Source organism: Lysobacter sp. Root690 (assembly GCF_001427785.1).
Lineage (GTDB): Bacteria > Pseudomonadota > Gammaproteobacteria > Xanthomonadales > Xanthomonadaceae > Lysobacter.
The window spans coordinates 157858-176172 of sequence record NZ_LMHM01000001.1 but is presented as its reverse complement, the minus strand read 5'-3'; the positions used below and the strand labels follow the sequence as shown (position 1 = coordinate 176172).

Annotated in this window: 19 protein-coding genes; 13 read left to right on the top strand and 6 right to left on the bottom strand. The window is 68.5% G+C overall.

The genetic code is table 11. From position 1 onward, the window contains the following. Positions 1-7 precede the first annotated feature (7 nt). The 12 genes from ASD86_RS00765 to ASD86_RS00710 all read left to right on the top strand — a co-directional run bounded on the left by ASD86_RS00765 (position 8) and on the right by ASD86_RS00710 (position 11591). A complete protein-coding gene (locus ASD86_RS00765) occupies positions 8-1225 on the top strand; it encodes a type II secretion system F family protein (protein ID WP_036104727.1) in 1218 nt (405 codons plus the stop codon). A 236-nt stretch (positions 1226-1461) separates the two neighbouring features. Continuing rightward, positions 1462-1908, top strand: a complete 447-nt coding sequence (gene gspG, locus ASD86_RS00760) for a type II secretion system major pseudopilin GspG (protein ID WP_046659318.1) — start codon at positions 1462-1464, stop codon at positions 1906-1908. 121 nt (positions 1909-2029) lie between these two features. Further along, positions 2030-2497: a GspH/FimT family pseudopilin gene (locus ASD86_RS00755; protein ID WP_235567625.1), complete on the top strand. Its 468-nt coding sequence runs from the start codon at positions 2030-2032 to the stop codon at positions 2495-2497. Positions 2498-2553: 56 nt separating this feature from the next. Then, positions 2554-2967 carry a prepilin-type N-terminal cleavage/methylation domain-containing protein gene (locus ASD86_RS00750; RefSeq protein ID WP_235567624.1) on the top strand — a complete coding sequence of 138 codons (414 nt, stop codon included), beginning with the start codon at positions 2554-2556 and terminating at the stop codon, positions 2965-2967. Between the two features lie 35 nt (positions 2968-3002). Further along, a complete protein-coding gene (locus tag ASD86_RS00745; RefSeq protein WP_056106996.1) occupies positions 3003-3662 on the top strand; it encodes a prepilin-type N-terminal cleavage/methylation domain-containing protein in 660 nt (219 codons plus the stop codon). A 74-nt stretch (positions 3663-3736) separates the two neighbouring features. After that, the gene (locus tag ASD86_RS00740) at positions 3737-4585 is read left to right on the top strand and encodes a type II secretion system protein GspK (RefSeq protein WP_235567653.1); all 849 of its coding nucleotides are present in this window, start codon (positions 3737-3739) and stop codon (positions 4583-4585) included. Next, positions 4582-5766: a PilN domain-containing protein gene (locus ASD86_RS00735; protein ID WP_082577945.1), complete on the top strand. Its 1185-nt coding sequence runs from the start codon at positions 4582-4584 to the stop codon at positions 5764-5766. The genes ASD86_RS00740 and ASD86_RS00735 overlap by 4 nt, the downstream gene beginning before the upstream one ends. 25 nt (positions 5767-5791) lie before the next feature. After that, positions 5792-6490, top strand: coding sequence for a type II secretion system protein GspM (gspM, locus tag ASD86_RS00730; protein WP_056105885.1), 699 nt, complete (start codon positions 5792-5794; stop codon positions 6488-6490). Beyond that, on the top strand, positions 6480-7292 hold the full coding sequence (locus ASD86_RS00725; protein ID WP_056105883.1) for a hypothetical protein: 813 nt from the start codon (positions 6480-6482) through the stop codon (positions 7290-7292). Before gspM ends, ASD86_RS00725 begins: the two co-directional genes overlap by 11 nt. Before the next feature lie 9 nt (positions 7293-7301). After that, on the top strand, positions 7302-9539 hold the full coding sequence (gene gspD, locus ASD86_RS00720; RefSeq protein ID WP_056105881.1) for a type II secretion system secretin GspD: 2238 nt from the start codon (positions 7302-7304) through the stop codon (positions 9537-9539). Positions 9540-9880: 341 nt separating this feature from the next. Next, a complete protein-coding gene (locus ASD86_RS00715) occupies positions 9881-10720 on the top strand; it encodes a hypothetical protein (RefSeq protein WP_056105878.1) in 840 nt (279 codons plus the stop codon). Next, a complete protein-coding gene (locus tag ASD86_RS00710) occupies positions 10704-11591 on the top strand; it encodes a glycosyltransferase family 2 protein (protein WP_235567623.1) in 888 nt (295 codons plus the stop codon). The genes ASD86_RS00715 and ASD86_RS00710 overlap by 17 nt, the downstream gene beginning before the upstream one ends. 408 nt (positions 11592-11999) lie before the next feature. On the opposite strand, the gene ASD86_RS00705 is transcribed toward ASD86_RS00710, so the two are convergent. Continuing rightward, positions 12000-12974: an MBL fold metallo-hydrolase gene (locus ASD86_RS00705; RefSeq protein WP_056105874.1), complete on the bottom strand. Its 975-nt coding sequence runs from the start codon at positions 12972-12974 to the stop codon at positions 12000-12002. 102 nt (positions 12975-13076) lie between these two features. Between ASD86_RS00705 and ASD86_RS00700 the strand changes: the two genes are divergently transcribed. Then, complete coding sequence (locus ASD86_RS00700; RefSeq protein ID WP_056105873.1) at positions 13077-13946, top strand: hypothetical protein; 870 nt, start codon at positions 13077-13079, stop codon at positions 13944-13946. A gap of 45 nt (positions 13947-13991) precedes the next feature. On the opposite strand, the gene ASD86_RS00695 is transcribed toward ASD86_RS00700, so the two are convergent. The 5 genes from ASD86_RS00695 to ettA form a co-directional block, all read right to left on the bottom strand. Then, positions 13992-14249 (bottom strand): hypothetical protein, encoded by a 258-nt coding sequence (locus ASD86_RS00695; RefSeq protein ID WP_056105870.1) that lies wholly within the window; start codon positions 14247-14249, stop codon positions 13992-13994. A 9-nt stretch (positions 14250-14258) separates the two neighbouring features. Beyond that, entirely contained in the window at positions 14259-15071 is an 813-nt protein-coding gene (pyrF, locus tag ASD86_RS00690; protein WP_056105869.1) for an orotidine-5'-phosphate decarboxylase, read from the bottom strand. Positions 15072-15214: 143 nt separating this feature from the next. Further along, a complete protein-coding gene (gene map, locus ASD86_RS00685) occupies positions 15215-15952 on the bottom strand; it encodes a type I methionyl aminopeptidase (protein WP_056105867.1) in 738 nt (245 codons plus the stop codon). Positions 15953-16027: 75 nt separating this feature from the next. Beyond that, complete coding sequence (locus ASD86_RS00680) at positions 16028-16435, bottom strand: hypothetical protein (RefSeq protein WP_056105865.1); 408 nt, start codon at positions 16433-16435, stop codon at positions 16028-16030. Positions 16436-16570: 135 nt separating this feature from the next. After that, positions 16571-18232, bottom strand: coding sequence for an energy-dependent translational throttle protein EttA (ettA, locus tag ASD86_RS00675; RefSeq protein WP_056105863.1), 1662 nt, complete (start codon positions 18230-18232; stop codon positions 16571-16573). Positions 18233-18315: the final 83 nt, after the last annotated feature.

The window sequence follows — 18315 nt, the reverse complement described above, 5'->3', positions numbered from 1 at the left end:
GTCCGGCATGCCCCTTTTCCACTACAAAGCCCTGAACGCGCGCGGCGAAATGCTGGATGGCCAGATGGAGGCCGCCAGCAACGTCGAGGTCGTGCAGCGGCTGCAGGAACAGGGGCATCTGCCGGTCGAGGCCAAGCTCGCCTCCGAGGCCGGCGCATCGTCGTCGTGGAAGGGGCTGTTCAAGCCCAAGGCCTTCACCGGCGCGCGGCTGGTGCAGTTCACTCAGCAGTTGTCGACCCTGCTCGGCGCGGGCCAGCCGCTGGATCGCGCGCTGACCATCCTGCTCGATCTGCCCGAGGACGAGGCGGCCAAGAGCACGGTCGCCGACATCCGCGACGCGGTGCGCGGCGGCACTTCGCTGTCGGTGGCGCTCGAGCGCCAGCACGGCACCTTCTCGCGCCTGTACATCAACATGGTCCGGGCCGGCGAGGCGGGCGGCAATCTGCACGAAACCCTGTCCCGGCTCGACGATTACCTCGAGCGCAGCCGGGTCATGCAGGGCCGGGTCATCAATGCGCTGATCTATCCGGCGATCCTGCTGTGCATGGTCGGCGCCAGCCTGATGTTCCTGCTGGGCTACGTGGTGCCGCAGTTCGGCCAGATGTACGAAAGCCTCGACGCTGAGCTGCCGATGTTCACCCAGGTGATCCTGTGGCTGGGCCTGTTCGTGCGTAATTGGTGGATCGTGCTGATCGCGGTGCCGGCGCTGGCGGTGCTGTGGTTCGACCGCAAGCGTCGAGATCCGGCGTTCCGCGAGGCGCTCGACGGCTGGCTGCTCAAGCGCAAGTTCGTCGGCGCGCTGATCGGCAAGATCGAGACCGCGCGCCTGACCCGCACCCTGGGCACCCTGGTGCGCAACGGCGTGCCGCTGATGACCGCGATCGGCATCGGCCGCAACGTGCTCAACAACCGGGTCCTGGCCGCCGATGTCGACGCCGCCGCCGAAGAGGTCAAGAACGGCGTGTCGCTGTCGACCGCCTTGTCCAAGGGCAAGCGGTTCCCGCGATTGGCGCTGCAGATGATCCAGGTCGGCGAGGAATCCGGCGCGCTCGACGCGATGCTGATGAAGACCGCCGAGACCTTCGAACAGGACACCGGCATGGCCTTGGACCGCATGCTCGCGGCGCTGGTGCCGATCGTGACCGTGGTGCTGGCCGGCATCGTCGGCACGGTGGTGATGGCGGTGTTGCTGCCGCTGTACGACCTTACGAATTCGATCGGTTGAGCATGCGCGCGCCGCTCCCGCCCTCGTTGCGGATTACCGCGCTGCGTCACGCTTCGCCGCCTGTTCATGTGGCGGCGTTGAACGCAGGCTGTACCGGCGCGAACACGCGGCCTTGGCCGGTGAACTTTGCAAATCGTCGCGGAACAGAATTCCTGAGCAAGGCTCAACCCCGTCCGCGTCCGCGAGACGTTACCAGTCCAGCATTAGCCTAAATTCCCTCCTAACGGATGACCGACATGCGCAAATCCCGTTCGAACAGCCGCCGCCTCACCCGTTCCCCGTCTCCGGCCGGCCAGCGCGGCATGAGCCTGATCGAGATCATCATCGTGATCGTGCTGATCGGCGCGGTGCTGGCTTTCGTCGGCAATCGCGTGCTCGGCGGCAAGGACCGCGGCGACTACAACCTCGCCAAGGGACAGGTGCAGACCCTGGCCGGCAAGATCGATTCCTTCCAGATGGACACCGGCCGCCTGCCGTCCTCGCTTGAGGAACTGGTCAAGGCCCCGGCCGACGCCAACGGCTGGCTGGGTCCGTACGCGAAAGACGCCGAGCTCAAGGATCCGTGGGGCCATCCGATCGAATACCGCGCGCCGGGCGAGAGCGGTCCTTACGACCTGGTGAGCTACGGCAAGGACGGCAAGGCCGGCGGCACCAGCGTCGACGGCGACATCAAGAACAACTGAGCACTCAGCGACCGCGCATCCAATGAGCATCCGCTCGCGGCACAGTCCCTCCGCCCGAGGAGGGCGAGGGGACCCGGCCGCGGCGCGCAGCGCACGCGCTGGTTCGCGCGCGCGCATGCGCATGCCAGCGCGCGCGGGCCGTCGCCAGGCCGGCATGTCGCTGCTGGAAATGCTGCTGGTGATCGCCCTGATCGCCGGCATCGGCGTGTTGACCGTCGGCATGATGAACGGCGGCATGGCCGGCATGCAGTTGCGTTCGGCGTCGAAGGAAATCGCTTCGCAGCTGCGCTACACGCGCAGCCAGGCGATCGCGACCGGGCGCTCGCAGAAATTCACCATCGATCCGACCGCGCACACCTGGACCGCGCCGAACGGGCGCAGCGGCGATATTCCCAAGACCCTCGGCATCGTCTTCACCGGCGCGCGCGAAATCCAGCCGCGCCGCGGCGAGGGCGCGATCATGTTCTTCGCCGATGGCGCGTCCACCGGCGGCCGGGTCAAGCTCAGCGCCAAGCAGGCGGCGTGGAATGTCGACGTGGCCTGGCTGACCGGTGAAGTCAAACTCAAGCGCGGTGAGGCGCCGCGATGAACGCGCCGCGGTCGTCGTCGCTTGCGCGCACGCGCGTTTCGCATCGCGCATCGTCGTTGCGCCAACGCGGCTACACCCTGCTCGAAGTGATCGTCGCGTTCGCGTTGCTGGCGATGGCGCTGACCTTGCTGCTGGGCACCTTGTCGGGCGCGGCCAAGCAGGTGCGCTGGTCCAGCGATGCCGGACGCGCCGCGTTGTACGCGCAGTCGCTGATGGATCAGGTCGGGGTCGCACAACCGCTCAAGCCCGGCCAGCGCAGCGGCGATTTCGAAAACGGCCGTTATCGCTGGACCCTCGGCGTCGCCCAATGGCGCGACCCACTGCCGGCCTCGTCGCAACTGATCGACCCCAACGCTCCGCGCTTGTTCGAAGTGCAGCTCGCGGTGGAGTGGGGCGACGGCGGCGCGGGCCGGCGTCTGTTCCTGCGCTCGCTGCGCAGCAGCGCGGCGTCGAACGAGGTGTCGCTGTGAGGCGCGCGCGCGCGGCCACGTTCGCGCGCGCACGGCTGCGATCGCGCCCGGCGACGCAGGCGCGCGGCTTCACCCTGATCGAAGTGTTGCTGGCGATGGTGTTGCTGGTCGCCGGGCTGACCCTGGCCTTCGCGACCTTGTCGGCGGCGACCAAGACCGCCACCCGCGGCGAAGTACTGGCCCAGCGCAGCGAACGCGAACGCGCGGTCGAAGGGTTCCTGCGCAAGCGCATCGCCGCGACCCGGCCGATTCCGTTCGCGTTCGATCAAAGCACCGCGGTGCCGCAGCGTTTCACCGGCGAACCCGACCGCCTGCGTTTCGTCGCCGACCTGCCCGATTACCTCGGTCAGGGCGGCCCGTATCTGCACGATTTCGCGATCGAGAACGACGGCGACCAGACCCGCATGGTGCTGTCGCTGTCGATGGTGCTGGCCGGCGAGACGATCAAGGAAGCGCGCGAACGTCCACCGGAGTTGCTGGTCGACGGCTTGAAGTCGGCGCGTTTTCGTTATCGCGCGATCGATCCGCAGCGCGGCCAGCTCGGCGAATGGCAGGAACGCTGGCAAACGCCGGACCAACTGCCGTTGTTCGTCGAAGTCACGCTTACCGATCGCGATGGCCGCGATTGGCCGCCGCTGATCGTCTCGCTGCCGCTGGCCACCGCCTCGGCCGGCGGTTTCGTGCCGGAGCTGTGATGCGTCCGCGCGCTGTCGTCGCAGCTTCTTTCGTGGCCCGCCGCAACGCGCGCGGCGCGGCATTGCTGCTGGTGATGTGGATGATCGCGCTGCTGACCGCGCTGATCGGCGCGTTCGCGCTGAGCGCGCGCACCGAGAACCTGCAGGGACGGGTGATGGTGCGCGGCTTGGTCGCGCAGAACGCCTCGCGCGCCGGGCTGGAGTACGCGATGACCCGGGTCGCGATGACCGACCAGAAACTGCAGTGGCAACCCGACGGACGCCCGCATCGCTGGACATATGGCGATGCCAAGCTGGAGATCACCATCGTCGACGAGAACGGCAAGATCGATCTCAACCAGGCCGACGCGGCGCTATTGACCGCGTTGATCCAGGGCACCGGCAAGCTCGAGCAATCCGAGGCGGCGCGACTGGCCGCGGCGATCATCGATTGGCGCGATGCCGATACCCTGACCCAGCCGGCCGGTGGCGCGGAAGATGCCGACTATGCGTCGGCGGGACGACCTTATGGGGCCAAGGATGCCGAATTCGAAAGCGTGGCCGAACTGGAGCAGGTGCTGGGCTTCACTCCGGCGCTGTATGCCAAGATCGAGCCACACGTCACGGTTTATAGCGGACGTACCCGGCCCGAGCCTGCGTTCGCGTCGGTCGAAGTGCTCAATGCTATGGGGATGAATGGCGCCCAGCTTGTCGAGCAGCGGCGCAGAACGCAGCCCGGATCACAGTTGCCGGGTGCGGGGGGCGGTGGCGAACTCGCCGGCCTCGTCGGCGAACGCAGCGGAACCTATAGTATCGACAGCCGTGCACGGCTGGCGGATGGCCGCGAATCGGTGTTGCGGGTGGTCGTGCGAGCGGGGGGGAGTCCCTTACCGGGAATGACCTATACGCCGCTGCGTTGGGAGGAGGGAGCTTCATCACGATGAACTCGCAAGTTGCCGAAAGCCGGTTGGGCGCCAACCGGTTGAGAAGTTTGAGCGCGCGGCTTGCACCAGGAGCGGGCGGCTTTTTCTCGTGGTGGGGACGCACCCTCGCCTCGTGGTTGCCGCTGCGCGCGCGTCAGGCGCTGGGCGTGGATCGCGGTCGCCTGCTGCTGCAGGTCGACGGCGACAGCGTGCACCTGCGCCTGCAACAGGGCAGCGAAGTGCGCGATCTGGCGGTGCTGCCGAGCCTGGCCGATCTGAATGCGCCGGCCGAGGCGGGCGCTGGAACGATCGTGGCCGATCCGCTCGCGCCGTTGTTGCCGCCGCGAATCGGCGACTTGCCGCGCTGGCTGTTGTTGCCGCCCGCGACCAGTCTGCGCCGGCGGTTGACCTTGCCGGCGGCCGCGGCCGATCGGCTGCGCGACGTGGTGGGTTTCGAAATCGACCGCCAGACCCCGTTCACCGCCGACGCGGTCGCCTACGACGCGCGCGTGCTCGCGCGCCGCGACGGCGACGGCCAGCTCGACGCCGAACTGGTCGCGGTGCCGCGTCAGGCGCTCGATCCGCAACTGGCCAAGATCGGCCCGCTGGCCTCGACCCTGTCGGGCATCGAAGTGGCCGGCGCCGACGGCGTGCCGCTCGGCGTCAACCTGTTGCCGCCGTCGCAGCGCCGCACCCGCAGCGACCCGTTCCGTTACTGGAATCTGGCCCTGGCCGCGGTCGCGCTGTTCGCGCTGGCCGCGGCGATGTGGCAGGTGCTGGAAAACCGCCGCGCGGCGATCGACGATCTGCAGCAGGCCATCGCTAAGAACGCCGCCTCCGCGCGTCAGGCTTCGACCCAGCGCCAGCAGCTGGTGGACCTGATCGAAGGCCAGGCCTTCCTCGACCGCACCCGCGCCGCGCGCCCGAGCACCGTGGAAATCATCGACGAACTCAGCCGGCGCATGCCCGACACCACGTACCTGGAAAAACTCGCGATCGAAGACGAGAGCCTGTTGATGATCGGCCTCAGCCGCGAGGCGTCCTCGCTGATCGGCAAGTTGCAGGGCACCAAGCTGTGGCGCTCGCCGGCGTTGACCGGCGCGGTCCAGCCGGACCCGGCGACCAACCGCGACCGTTTCACCCTGACCGCCGAGATCGGCCCGCCGAAACCGCAGACCCCGGAGGCCGCGCGTGGCCCCTAAGTCGAGCGTGGCCGCCGCATCGGGCATGAACCGTCTGCGCGCATTGACCGCCGATCGCGACCGCTGGCTGGCCCTGGGCCTGCTGCTCGGCGCGCTCGCCATCGCCTATGCGGTGCTGATCCACCCGTGGTGGACGGTGCCGATGATGGAAGCCGGCGATTCGCTGGAAAGCCTGCGCGAGCGCGAACTGCGCCAGCGCATGGAGCTCAAGCAGGCGCCGCAGATCAAGCAACGCCTGGAACTGGTGCGCAAGCAGCAGGAAACCCGCCCGGGCTTCCTGCCCGAGGCGACCGCCGAGCTGGCCACCGCCGGCCTGGTCCAGCGTCTGGAAACCGTGGTGCTGCAGGCCAGCCCCGGCAATCGCAGCTGCGGCATCGTCAACCGTTCGCCGCTGGCCGAACCGCGCCGCGACCGCTACGCGCGCGTGGTCGTGCAGGTGCGCCTGCGCTGCGGCGCGCCGGAAACCGCGGCGGTGCTGCATTCGCTCGAAAGCGGCTCGCCGCGGCTGTTCGTCGGCAATCTCAATCTGCTGTCGACGCGCGGCTATTTCGTGCCCGGCACCGCCGGCCCGGCCAACGACGGCGGCCTGGACGTGAGTTTCGATCTGTACGGCTACCTGCGTCCGACCCCGGCGCCCGCGCCGGCCGCCGCGGCGCCTGCCGGCGCAGGCGCGGCCGACGCCGATCGTCCCGAACCCGCCGCCGGAGCCACCGATGCGCCTTGACGACGCCAGCCCGCGCACCTGGTTGCTGGCCACCGCGGCCGGCTGGGCCTTATTGACCTGGGTGCTGGCCCTGGCCGGGATGGGGCGCCACGTCGATCCGCTGGCCGAGGACCCGACCTTGGTCAAACCGCTGCCGCAGGTGCAAAAAAGCCCGCCCGACACGCTCGGCCCGCTGAGCCAGTACGGCGAGATCGCCTCGCGCCCGTTGTTCGTCGACGACCGCCGGCCCAAGCCGTTCTTCATGCAGGGCAAGGGCGAGGGCGAGAATCAGGCGGCCACGTTCGACTACCTGCTGACCAGCGTGCTGATCACCCCGCAGCTGTCGATGGCGTTCCTGCAGCCGGCCGACGGCAGCGAGTCAGTGCGGGTCAAGCTCGGCGAAGTGCCCGAGTCGCACCCGGCCTGGCGCCTGACCTCGCTGGAGCCGCGCCGGGCGGTGTTCGAAGGCCCCGAAGGCCGGCGCGAACTCGACCTGCGCATCTTCAACGGCCAGGGCGGGCAGCCGCCGACCGCGGTCGCTTCGCCGCCGCCGGGCAGCCCGGGCGCGCAACCGGTCGGACGCACCGTGCCGCCGGCCGGGCCGATCGCGCCGCCGCAACCCAATCGCTCGCCGCAGGTGTCGCAGACCCCGCCACCACCGTCGCAACCCTCACCGTCACCGAGCGCAGCACCGACCGACAGCAACACCTCCGCGCCGCTCACCGAGCAGGCGCAGATGGAAGCCATCCGCAAGCGGATCGAGGCGCGACGCGCGCAACTGCGGCAGCAGCAAGCCGCTCAACCCCCGGCCAACACGCCGTAGAGTGAACGCATGAAGCTACGTTCTCAGCAATACGCCACCCATGCCCTGGTCGCGGCGATCATCGCCACGCAGTTGGCCTCGTGCGCCAGCGTGGTGTCCCCGCGCGTGCGGCGCGACGGCGATCCCGCCGCGCTCAAGGGGCCGCAGACCGAGCAGGCGGGCGCGCGCCTGGTCCACAACGGCGTCGAGCAGGAGCCGTTGGAAGCCAAGACCGACGAGGACGGCCCGAAGGCGCAGATCCGTCGCGGCACCGGCCAGACCATCAACCGCGGCGCCGCCTCGCGGCCGCCGCCGGGCTTGCCGGCGACCACCGGCACGGCCAGCTTCAACTTCGAGGGCGAATCGGTGCACGCGGTGGTCAAGGCCATCCTCGGCGACATGCTCGGCCAGAACTACGTGATCGCGCCGGGCGTGCAGGGCACCGTCACCCTGGCCACGCCGAAGGAAGTCAGTTCGGCCGAAGCGCTCAACCTGCTGGAGATGGTGCTGAGCTGGAACAACGCCCGCCTGGTCTACACCGGCGGCCGCTACAACGTCGTGCCGGCCGATCAGGCGCTGGCCGGCAACGTCGCCCCGAGCACCAATTCGCCGGCGTCGGCGCGCGGCTTCGAAGTGCGCACCGTGCCGCTGAAGTTCATCTCGGCCACCGAGATGGAAAAGATCCTCAAGCCGTACGCGCGCCCGAACGCGATCGTCAACGTCGACAACTCGCGCAACATCATCACCGTCGGCGGCACCCGCGCCGAGCTCGAGAACTACCTGCGCACGGTCGAGGTGTTCGACGTCGACTGGCTGTCGGGCATGTCGGTCGGCGTGTTCCCGCTGCAGTCGGGCAAGGCGACCAAGGTCGTGGCCGACCTGGAAAAAGTGTTCGGCGAGCAGAGCAAGTCGCCGGTCTCGGGCATGTTCCGCTTCATGCCGTTGGAAGGCGCCAACGCGGTGATGGTGATCACCCCGCAGGCCGATTACCTCGACGACATCAAGGACTGGCTGGACCGCATCGACAGCGCCGGCGACAACGTCCAGCTGTATACCCTGGAACTCAAGTACATCAAGGCCAAGGACCTCGCCGATCGTCTGTCGGAAGTGTTCGGCGGACGCAGTGGCGGCAGTTCCGGCGGCGGCGACGGCTCGCCCTCGTTGATGCCGGGGCTGGAGTCGACCGAGGTGCGCGACAACGGCTCGGGCACGTCCACGGCCGATATCGGCAAGGACAGCGGCAGCGACAGCAGCTCGGGTTCCAGCGGAGGTGGCCTGGGCAATGGCGCGTCGTTGGGAGCGACTCGATCCGGCAACGGTGCGGTGACGCTCGAGGTCGACGGCAGCAAGGTCGGCGTGGCCGCGGTCGAGGAAACCAACTCGATCCTGGTGCGCAGCAGCCCGCAGGCCTGGAAATCGATCCGCAACGTGATCGAAAAGCTCGATGTGATGCCGATGCAGGTGCACATCGAAGCGCAGGTGGCCGAGGTCGAACTCACTGGCGATCTCAGCTACGGCGTGAACTGGTACCTGGAACAGGCCGCCACCGACGCTGGCTTCCCTAATCTCAACCGACGCACCAATCCCGACGTGCCGCTGAAATGGAGCACCATCGGCGCCGCCGTCACCAACAGCAACGGCCTGTCGTGGAGCTTGGTCAAGAGCGGTGCCGCGGCCGTGATCAGCGCGCTGGACAAGGTCACCGACGTGCACCTGCTGCAGACCCCGTCGGTGTTCGTGCGCAACAACGCCGAAGCCTCGCTCAACGTCGGCACGCGCATTCCGATCGAGTCGGTGTCGGTCAATACCGGCACCGGCAACAACAACACCTACAGCCAGGTGCAGTACCTCGACACCGGCGTGATCCTCAAGGTGCGCCCGCGCGTGAGCCGCGACGGCATGGTGTTCATGGACATCGTGCAGGAAGTCAGCTCGGTCGGCGCGCCGCTCAACGCCAACAGCACCAACGTCACGATCAACAATCGCAAGCTCAAGACCGAGGCGGCGGTACAAAGCGGCGAGACCGTGCTGCTGGCCGGCCTGATCAACGACGAGACCCGCCGTACCGGCTCGGGCTTGCCCGGGCTGAGCCGGATTCCGGTGCTCGGCGCGCTGTTCGGCAAGCAGGGCTCGTCCACAACCCGGCGCGAGACCATCATCCTGTTGACCCCGACGCTGGTGCGCAATCCGGAGGAGTCGCGCGGCCTGACCGACGAATACAGCCGTCGGTTCCGCGCGATGGAACCGTTGAATCCGAAGAAGAAATAAGCCCTCGCCGTGGCCGCGTCCACGGCGGCGGATCGAACGGGGCCGGCATTGCCGGCCCCGTTTGCGTTGGGGCGTCCGGATAAACCAACGCGCGTCCTGCCTTTGCCTTTCCCCCGTTTGCAAAAGGGGGGCAGGGGGGATTCGCTTTTGCCCGCCGCGAACTCCCCAAGCACCGCCATCACCCGCCGTCGCCCTCGATCGCGCACACTATGCGCGTCCCTTACGAACGCGCAGATGCCCGAACGTCAGCACCCGTCCGCGCTCCGCCCCGCCGCGCCGCCCGCGCGCGGCCCGGCCGCAGTCGCGCCGCCCACCGCCCGCGTCATGCACGCGTCCGCGCCATGAGCGACCTGCCGATCGTGGTGGTGCCGGTCGGCGTCGACGACGACGCCCTCGACGCCTGCCTGGCCGCGCTGGAGCTGTGCACCCCGCCGGGTACTCGCGTGTGGCTGGCCGACGACGCCCAATCCGGGCCGCGCGGCTACGCCATCATCGAGCGCTGGCTGCAGCGCACCGCGCTCAAGGCCGATTACAGCCGTCGCCAGCGCTGCATCGGCGAGGTCGCGCACCTGGACGAAATCCTGATCGCCTGCGGCGAAGCCGACGTGGCCGTGCTCGCGGCCGACGCGGTGCCCGCGCCGGGCTGGCTGTCGCGCCTGAGCGCGTGTCTGTCGGTCGATCGCGCTATCGCCTCGGCCACGCCGTGGTGCAACGCCGGCGAAGCCGCGGCGTGGCCGCGCATCGGCGAGATCGCGCCCTTGCCCGATGCCGGCGACGCCGAACGCCTGGCCCGCGCGCTGGCGCAGATGCCGGCCGCGCATCCGGAATTGCCCGCGGCGATCGGCCACGCGGTGCTGCTGCGCGGCAGCGCGCGCCGCCGCGCCGGCGGCCTGGACGCGGCCAGTTACGGCTCGTGGTATGCCGCGCTGACCGACCTGTCGCTGCGCCTGTCCGGTCTGGGCTGGCGCAACGTGCTGTGCGATACCGCCTACGTCGCCCGCCTGGGCGAAGGCCGCCCGAGCGACGGCGACATGGACGCGCTGGCCTCGCGCTGGCCCGACTGGCATGCGCGGCTGGCGAATTTCCTGATGCACGATCCCTTGCGCGAATTGCGCCAACACCTCGCCGAACGCCTCGAACGCGTCGGCCCACCGGAACCGCAACGTGACCTTTTCCTCTGATCCGCGCCCATTGCCGGGCCGCGCGGAATTCCAGGCGATCGTGGTCAGCTACCGCAGCGCCGCGACCATCGACGAATGCCTGAGTCGGCTGCGCGAGTGCATCGGCGTCGCCGCGATCCGCGTCGTCGACAACCAGTCCGACGACGGCACCTTGGAAATCGTGCAGCGCCACGCCTCGCTCGACCCGCGTCTGCGCTTCGTCGCCAATCCCGACAACCCCGGGTTTTCGGTCGGCTGCAATCAAGGCGTGGCCGAGCTGGACCCGGCGCGCGACGACGACTGGCTGGTGTTCGTCAATCCCGATTGCATGGTCGAACCCGACACCTTCGCGCGCCTGCACGCGCTGGCCGCGCCGCTCGGCGATGCGCTGATCAGCGCCGACCTGGTCAACGAGCACGACGAGCGCGATGCCGCCGTGCGCCGGCGCGATCCGGACTTCGGCGCGATGCTGGCCGGCCTGTTGCGCCCGTGGGCCGCGCCGAAAATGGCGGTGGCGCCGGACGACAGCCAGGAACTGCAATCGGTGCAAGCGACCTCGGGCGCGTTGATGCTGATGCCGCGGCGTTTGTTCGCGCGCATCGGCGGGTTCGACGAAGGCTATCGTCTGCACGCCGAAGACCTCGACCTGTGCCGGCGCGTGCGCGAGAGCGGCGCCACCGTCGCGGTCGCCAACCACGTGCGGGTGATGCACGTGCGCGGCGTGTCCAGCCGCTCGCGGCCGTTCTTCGTCGAATGGAACAAGCACCGCGGCCTGTGGCGCTACTTCAGCAAGTTCGAAGCCCCGCGTCGCGGCGCGCTGGTGCGCGCGGGCGTGTTCGCGGCGATCTGGTTGCGGTTTCCGATCGCGGCGGTGCGCGCGGCGTTTCGTTGAGAGCGAGTCGTCTTGCGCCTCTCGCAGCGACGGCATTGCATCGATTCCGAGCGGGATTCGCCGACACCGCGCAACGAGCCCCTCTCCCGCGGCGCGGGAGAGGGGTTGGGGTGAGGGTGTGAGGCGCGGGACGCCACATCCGCCTCGCAGACTTCGCCGCATGCCCTCATCCGCCCTTCGGGCACCTTCTCCCGCCTGGCGGGAGAAGGGAACAGACTGCGAGCGGGATTTCGCCGACACCGCGCAACAAGCCCCTCTCCCGCGGCGCGGGAGAGGGGTTGGGGTGAGGGTGTGGGGCACGGGACGCCACATGCGCCTCGCAGACTCCGCCGCTTGCCCTTATCCGCCCTTCGGGCACCTTCTCCCGCCTGGCGGGAGAAGGGCGGGTAAGTCGGCCCGTAGGGTTCCTCAAAGCTCCATCAAATCCCGCCCAATCACCAACTCGCCCTTGAAATACGGCGCCACCGCATCGCGCCAGACCTTATCGGTCAGCGACGCATCGCCGCCGGGCACGAAGTGGTTCAGCACCAACGTCTTGACCCCGGCCTGGGTCGCCAACCGCCCGACCTGCTCGGTGGTGGTGTGGCTGTCGAGCAGATGCTGGCGCAGCCGCGCGGCCTGCGCTTCGCTGGCGATTAATCGTTCCAGCGCCGGCAGGTACATCACCTCATGCACCAGCACGTCGGCGCCGCGCGCGAGTTCGATCAAGGCCGCGCAGGGCCGGGTATCGCCGGAAAATACGATCGAGCGATCCGGGCAGTCGAAGCGGTAGGCGAACGCCGCGGTCATCGGCGGATGCTCGACCAGCGCGGCGGTGACCTTGACCCGATCGTCGCGCATCACCACGCCACCTCGGCGCAGTTCGTGCGGGCGGATCAGCGGCGCCAGCGGCGGCCGGCCTTCGTCGGCGATGCGGGTGCGGATGTCGGTATCGTTGAGCTGCAGGAAACGCCGGGTCATGCGCTTGAGCGGCGGCGGCCCCCAGGCGTCGACCGGGTGGCGCAGATCGGCGGCCCAGGCCAGCCACAGCAGGTTGCCGTAGTCGGCGTTGTGATCGGAATGATGGTGGGTGATGAACACGTCGCGGATCGCGCCGAGCGACAGCCCGGCCAGCGCCATCTGCCGGGCCACGCCGTTGCCGCAATCGACCACGTAGACCGCGTCGCCGACCACCACCGCGTTCGCTGGCGCGGCGCGCAGCGCCTTCGGAGTCGGCCCGCCGGCGGTGCCGAGCAGGATCAGGCGCGAGCGCGTGGCTGGCCCGCTCGCGGCGGGGCTCGCGACGGCGATGGCGGGCAGCGCGCTGGTGCCGAGCGCGGCGGCGCCGGCGGCGAGGGCGGCGGCGAGCAAACGCCGGCGTGTGCGATCTGTGCATGGGTCCATGAGCGCAGCCTAGCCGCTCACCGGGGATGTGACGATTGTGAGTACGACCGCCGAGGGGGCGGGTCGTATAGTCGGCCGACCAACGACCACAGGGAGCCGGTCATGTCCATCTTCAGCAAATTGTTCGGCGGCAAGCGCGACCAGGGTGGGCCCGCGCATCCGATGGACCTGCACAGCTTCGCCGACCGCTACGCGGCGGCGTTGCGCGCGGCCTGGCCGGAGGCGCGAATGAGCATCGCCCACGGCGCGCTGGTGTCGGATGCGCGCATCGACTGGTCGCTGCCGGACGGCTTCAAGGCCACCCACTTCCTCGGCAACAGCTATCAACGCTACCTCGACGCGCCCGAGTCGCTGGAGACGGTATTCGCCGACCAGATCGCCTCGGCGCGCGACGTGCAACGCGGCCTGGACCGGCCCGCGGCGCTGGACGTGGCGACGATCCTGCCGGTGCTCAAGACCCGCGGCTGGCACGAGATCGCCCTGCAGCAGGCGCGCTCGACCGGCGCCGGCGAGCGCATCCCCTTCATCGTCGAGCCGTTGGCCGGCGATCTGGTCCTGACCTATGTCGAGGACACCCCCGATTCGATGAGTTTCCTGTCGCCGGCCGACGCCGAACGCGGCGGCCTCGATGGCGATGCCTTGCGCGCCCAGGCCTTGAGCAACCTGAGCCGGTTCCTGCCGGAGTTGAAGGTGCAAGGCGCCGACGGCCGCTTCGTGGCGCGGCTGGACCGCAACTACGACGCGAGCATGGTGTTGTTGTTCGAGCACTGGAGCGAACGCATCCAGGTGCAAGGCGATCCGGTGTTCGCGATCGCCGCGCGCGACGAGGTGATGGTCTGCGGCAGCGAGGATCAGCGCAGCGTGGATTCGCTCAAGGACATCGCCGCGCAGATCGCGCAGTCCTCGGCCTACAACCTGTCGGACGCCTTGTTCGTGCATCGCGACGGCGAGCTGCGGGTGTTCGCGGACTAAGGGACGCAATCGCTGCCCCGTGCATCGGCGGCGCGATCGGTCGGTTTATTGATCGGCCGCGGCGACCAGCGAAGCCGCGATCGCATCGAGCTCATCGTGCGAAAACGCCGCGACGGCCTGCAGCTCCGCGCCGTAGGCCAGATCGTATTTCAGGTTGAAGCGGCGGCCCTGATAGCGGCACAGGAATACTTCGGCCTCCGGCATCATGCCGCGATGGATCAGTTCGATGCGGCCCAGGTCGTACAGACGCTGCACCGCCGATTCGACCTGCGCCAGCGACAATCCATCGAGTCCGGCGTGCATGCGCGACCGTCAGCGGTAACGGTTGATCTGATCGCGCAGCGACTTCGCCGCGCTCGCCGCGGCTTGCGCGTAATCCTCGCCGCTGGACGCGTACAAAATCGCGCGCGAGCTGCTGACCATCAGGCCGGTGCCGTCGGCGGTCTTGGCGTTGCTCACCACCGCTTCGACATCGCCGCCCTGCGCGCCGACACCGGGCACCAGGAACGGCACGTCGCCGACGATCGCGCGCACTTCGCGCAACTGCGCCGGCCAGGTCGCGCCGACCACCAGCGAACAATTGCCGTGGCCGTTCCACTCGCGCGCGACTTTCTCGGCGACGTGCTGGTACAGCGGACGCCCGTCGACTAGCAAATCCTGCAGATCGCCGGCGCCGGGATTGGAGGTGCGGCACAGCACCACCACGCCGCGGTCGGCGCGATCGAGGAAAGGCTGCACCGAATCGCGGCCGAGGTAGGGATTGGCGGTGACCGCGTCGGCCGCGTAGCGATCGAAGGCTTCGCTGGCGTAATGCTGGGCGGTGCTGCCGATGTCGCCGCGCTTGCTGTCGAGGATCACCGGGATGCCCGGATGATTCGAATGGATGTAGGCGATCAAGCGAGTCAGCGCATCTTCGGCGCCGAGCGCGGCGAAGTGGGCGATCTGCGGCTTGAACGCGCAGGCGTATTGCGCGGTAGCGTCGACGATGTCGCGATTGAACGCGAACACCGCGTCGGCATCGGCGGCGAAACGCGCCGGGAATTTTGCCGGCTCGGGATCCAGGCCGACGCAGACCAGGGTGCCGGCCTGTTGCCAGCGGTCGCGCAGTGTCTGCATGAAGGTCATGAGGATGGATCCTGGGTTCGGGAATCGGGAATCGGGAATCAGCGGTCTGGAATCGGAGGTCGTCGGGATCGGAGTTTGGAGTTGGACGTCCCGGCTTCTGCTTCTACCGATTCCCGATTCCCCACCACCGATTTCCGCCCCAATCAAGTAACGACGATAGGCTCGCCTGACGTCACCACCACCGTGTGCTCGAACTGAGCCGCGAAGCCGCGCCGGCAGCGCATCGCCCAGCCGTCGTCGCCTTCGTCGGTGTGGGTGCAGTGGGTCGCCAGGAACGGTTCGATCGTGATCACCATGCCCTCGTGCAGGCGGCGGGTGTCGCGCGGGTCGTAGTAGCCGGGGATGTTGCCGGGGGCTTCGTGCAGGGCGCGGCCGACGCCGTGACTGCCGAGGTTGCGGATCACCCGCAGGCCGCGTCGCGCCGCCACCGTTTCGACGGTGCGGCCGATGCTGTTGAGCAAATTGCCGGCGCGCAGTTGCGCGATCGCGCTGTCGCGCGCTTCCAAGGTGGCGTCGAGCAGTTTCTGCTGGGCCGCGCTGGCGGTGCCGACCACGAAGCTGCCGCCGGTGTCGGCGAAATAGCCGTCGAGTTCGGCCGAGACGTCGATGTTCACCAGATCGCCGTCGCGCAACACGCTGGCGTCGGGAATGCCGTGGGCGGCGACCGAGTTGATGCTGATGCAGGTCGCGCCGGGGAAGTCGTAGGTCAGCTGCGGCGCCGAGCGCGCGCCGGCCTCGCGCAGCATGGTCGCGCCGATCGCGTCGAGATCGCGCGACACCGCGCCGGCGACGGCGGCGTCGCGCATGGTGTTGAGGATCGTCGACACCAGCGAGCCGGCGCGGCGCAATCCCTCGAGTTCGAAGGCGTGCAGTACGGTCATGGGGTCATCCTCGGGTTCGGCTCGGGTGTGTGTGCATGATCGCGCAATGCGCGTGGTCGGGGCGTGCGGACGCTCTCACGTCAGAGCGCGTATCAGCAGCGCCAGCGCCACGCTGGTCACGGTGGTGACCGCGGCGACGATCGAGCTGTCCTTGAAGCTGGTGTGCAGCGCCAGCATGAATGCGGCGATGAACGAGCCGAGCAGGATCGCCAGGATCACGATCGTGCCGGCGCCCTGGAACTCGGTGATGCCGGTGGACGCGCCGAAACTGAGCAGGCCGACGATCACCAGCACCGGCGCGATCGCCGCGTAGATCACCGCCCAGGCGGCTTCGCCGTAGCTCACCGCGCAACCGACCAGCTTATCGGCGCTGACCCGCACGGTCACGGTGGTGACGGCGAACCAGACGCCGAGTTTGATCGCCGCTTCCGGCGCGAACGCCAGCAGCGCGATGAAGGCGAGGATCGGCAGAAGGATCGGCATGACGGGTACGACTCAAAGCGGAATTACGAATGGATTGCGTGTGGTGCGGTTGCGGTCGGCGCCATGCGCGAGCGTCGCGATGCCGGGTCCGCGCAACGAATCGGGCCGCGTCGATCAACGCGGCCCGATGGGGTCTTACTTGAGCGCCTTGAAACGCAGGCGGTGCGGACGCGCGCCTTCTTCGCCGAGGCGACGCTTCTTGTCGTCCTCGTATTCGCGGTAGTTGCCCTGGAAGAACTCGACGTGCGAGTCGCCTTCGAACGCGAGGATGTGGGTGGCGATGCGGTCGAGGAACCAGCGGTCATGCGAGATGACCACCGCGCAGCCCGGGAACTCGAGCAACGCGTCTTCGAGCGCGCGCAGGGTTTCCACGTCGAGGTCGTTGGACGGTTCGTCGAGCAGCAGCACGTTGCCGCCCTGCAGCAGGGTCTTGGCCAGATGCAGACGGCCGCGTTCACCACCCGACAGCGTGCCGACCATCTTCTGCTGGTCTTGGCCCTTGAAGTTGAAGCGGCCCAGATACGCGCGCGACTGGATCTCGACGCCGTTGATGTTGAGGATGTCGGCGCCGCCGGAGATTTCCTGGAACACGTTGTGGTTGCCGTCGAGCTTGTCGCGGCTCTGGTCCACATAGGCGATCTTGGTGCTGGGGCCCTTGACGATCTCGCCCTTGTCCGGGGTTTCCTGGCCGGTGACCATCTTGAACAAGGTCGACTTGCCGGCGCCGTTGGGACCGATGATGCCGACGATCGCACCGGCCGGGATGATGAAGCTCAGGTCGTCGATCAGCAGACGGTCGCCGAACGACTTGGAGACGTTTTTGAACTCGATCACCGACGCGCCCAGGCGCTCGCCCGGCGGGATGAAGATCTCGTTGGTCTCGTTACGGCGCTGGTATTCGACCGAGTTGAGCTCTTCGAAGCGCGCCATGCGCGCCTTGCCCTTGGTGCGGCCGCCCTTGGCGTTGCTGCGCACCCACTCGAGTTCCTTGGCCAGCGCCTTCTGGCGGGCCTTTTCGCCGGACTCTTCCTGCTTGAGGCGCTCGGACTTCTGTTCCAGCCACGCGGTGTAGTTGCCCTTCCACGGAATGCCCTTGCCGCGGTCGAGTTCGAGAATCCACTCGGCGGCGTTTTCGAGGAAGTAGCGATCGTGGGTGACCGCCACCACGGTGCCGGTGTAGCGGGTCAGGAACTGCTCCAGCCATTCGACCGATTCGGCGTCGAGGTGGTTGGTCGGTTCGTCGAGCAGCAGCATGTCGGGCTTCTGCAGCAGCAGCTGGCACAGCGCGACGCGGCGCTTTTCGCCGCCCGACAGCTTGCCGATGATCGCGTCCCACGGCGGCAGGCGCAGCGCGTCGGCGGCGACTTCCAGCTGATGTTCCAGCGTATGCGCGTCGCCGGAAGCGAGGATCGCTTCCAGGCGCTGCTGTTCGGCGGCGAGCTTGTCGAAGTCGGCGCCTTCCTCGGCGTAGGCGTCGTAGATCTTGTCGAGCGCGGCCTGCGCGCTGAGCACGTCGCCGACGCCGACTTCGACCGCTTCGCGCACGGTGTGTTCGGGGTTGAGCTGCGGTTCCTGCGCGAGGTAGCCGACCTTGATGCCGGTGGCCGGACGCGCTTCGCCGGTGAAGTCCTGGTCGACGCCGGCCATGATCTTGAGCACGGTCGACTTGCCGGCGCCGTTCAGGCCGAGCAGGCCGATCTTGGCACCCGGGAAGAACGACAGCGAGATGTCCTTGATGATCTGACGCTTCGGCGGCACGGTCTTGCTGACGCCGTTCATGGTGTAGATGTATTGCATGCGAACTCCGAAGCAGGGGCGTGCCGAGCCGGGCCGGGTAGGGCCGGAGGGGGCGGACGGGAAACGGGGATTATCCCGCAGGC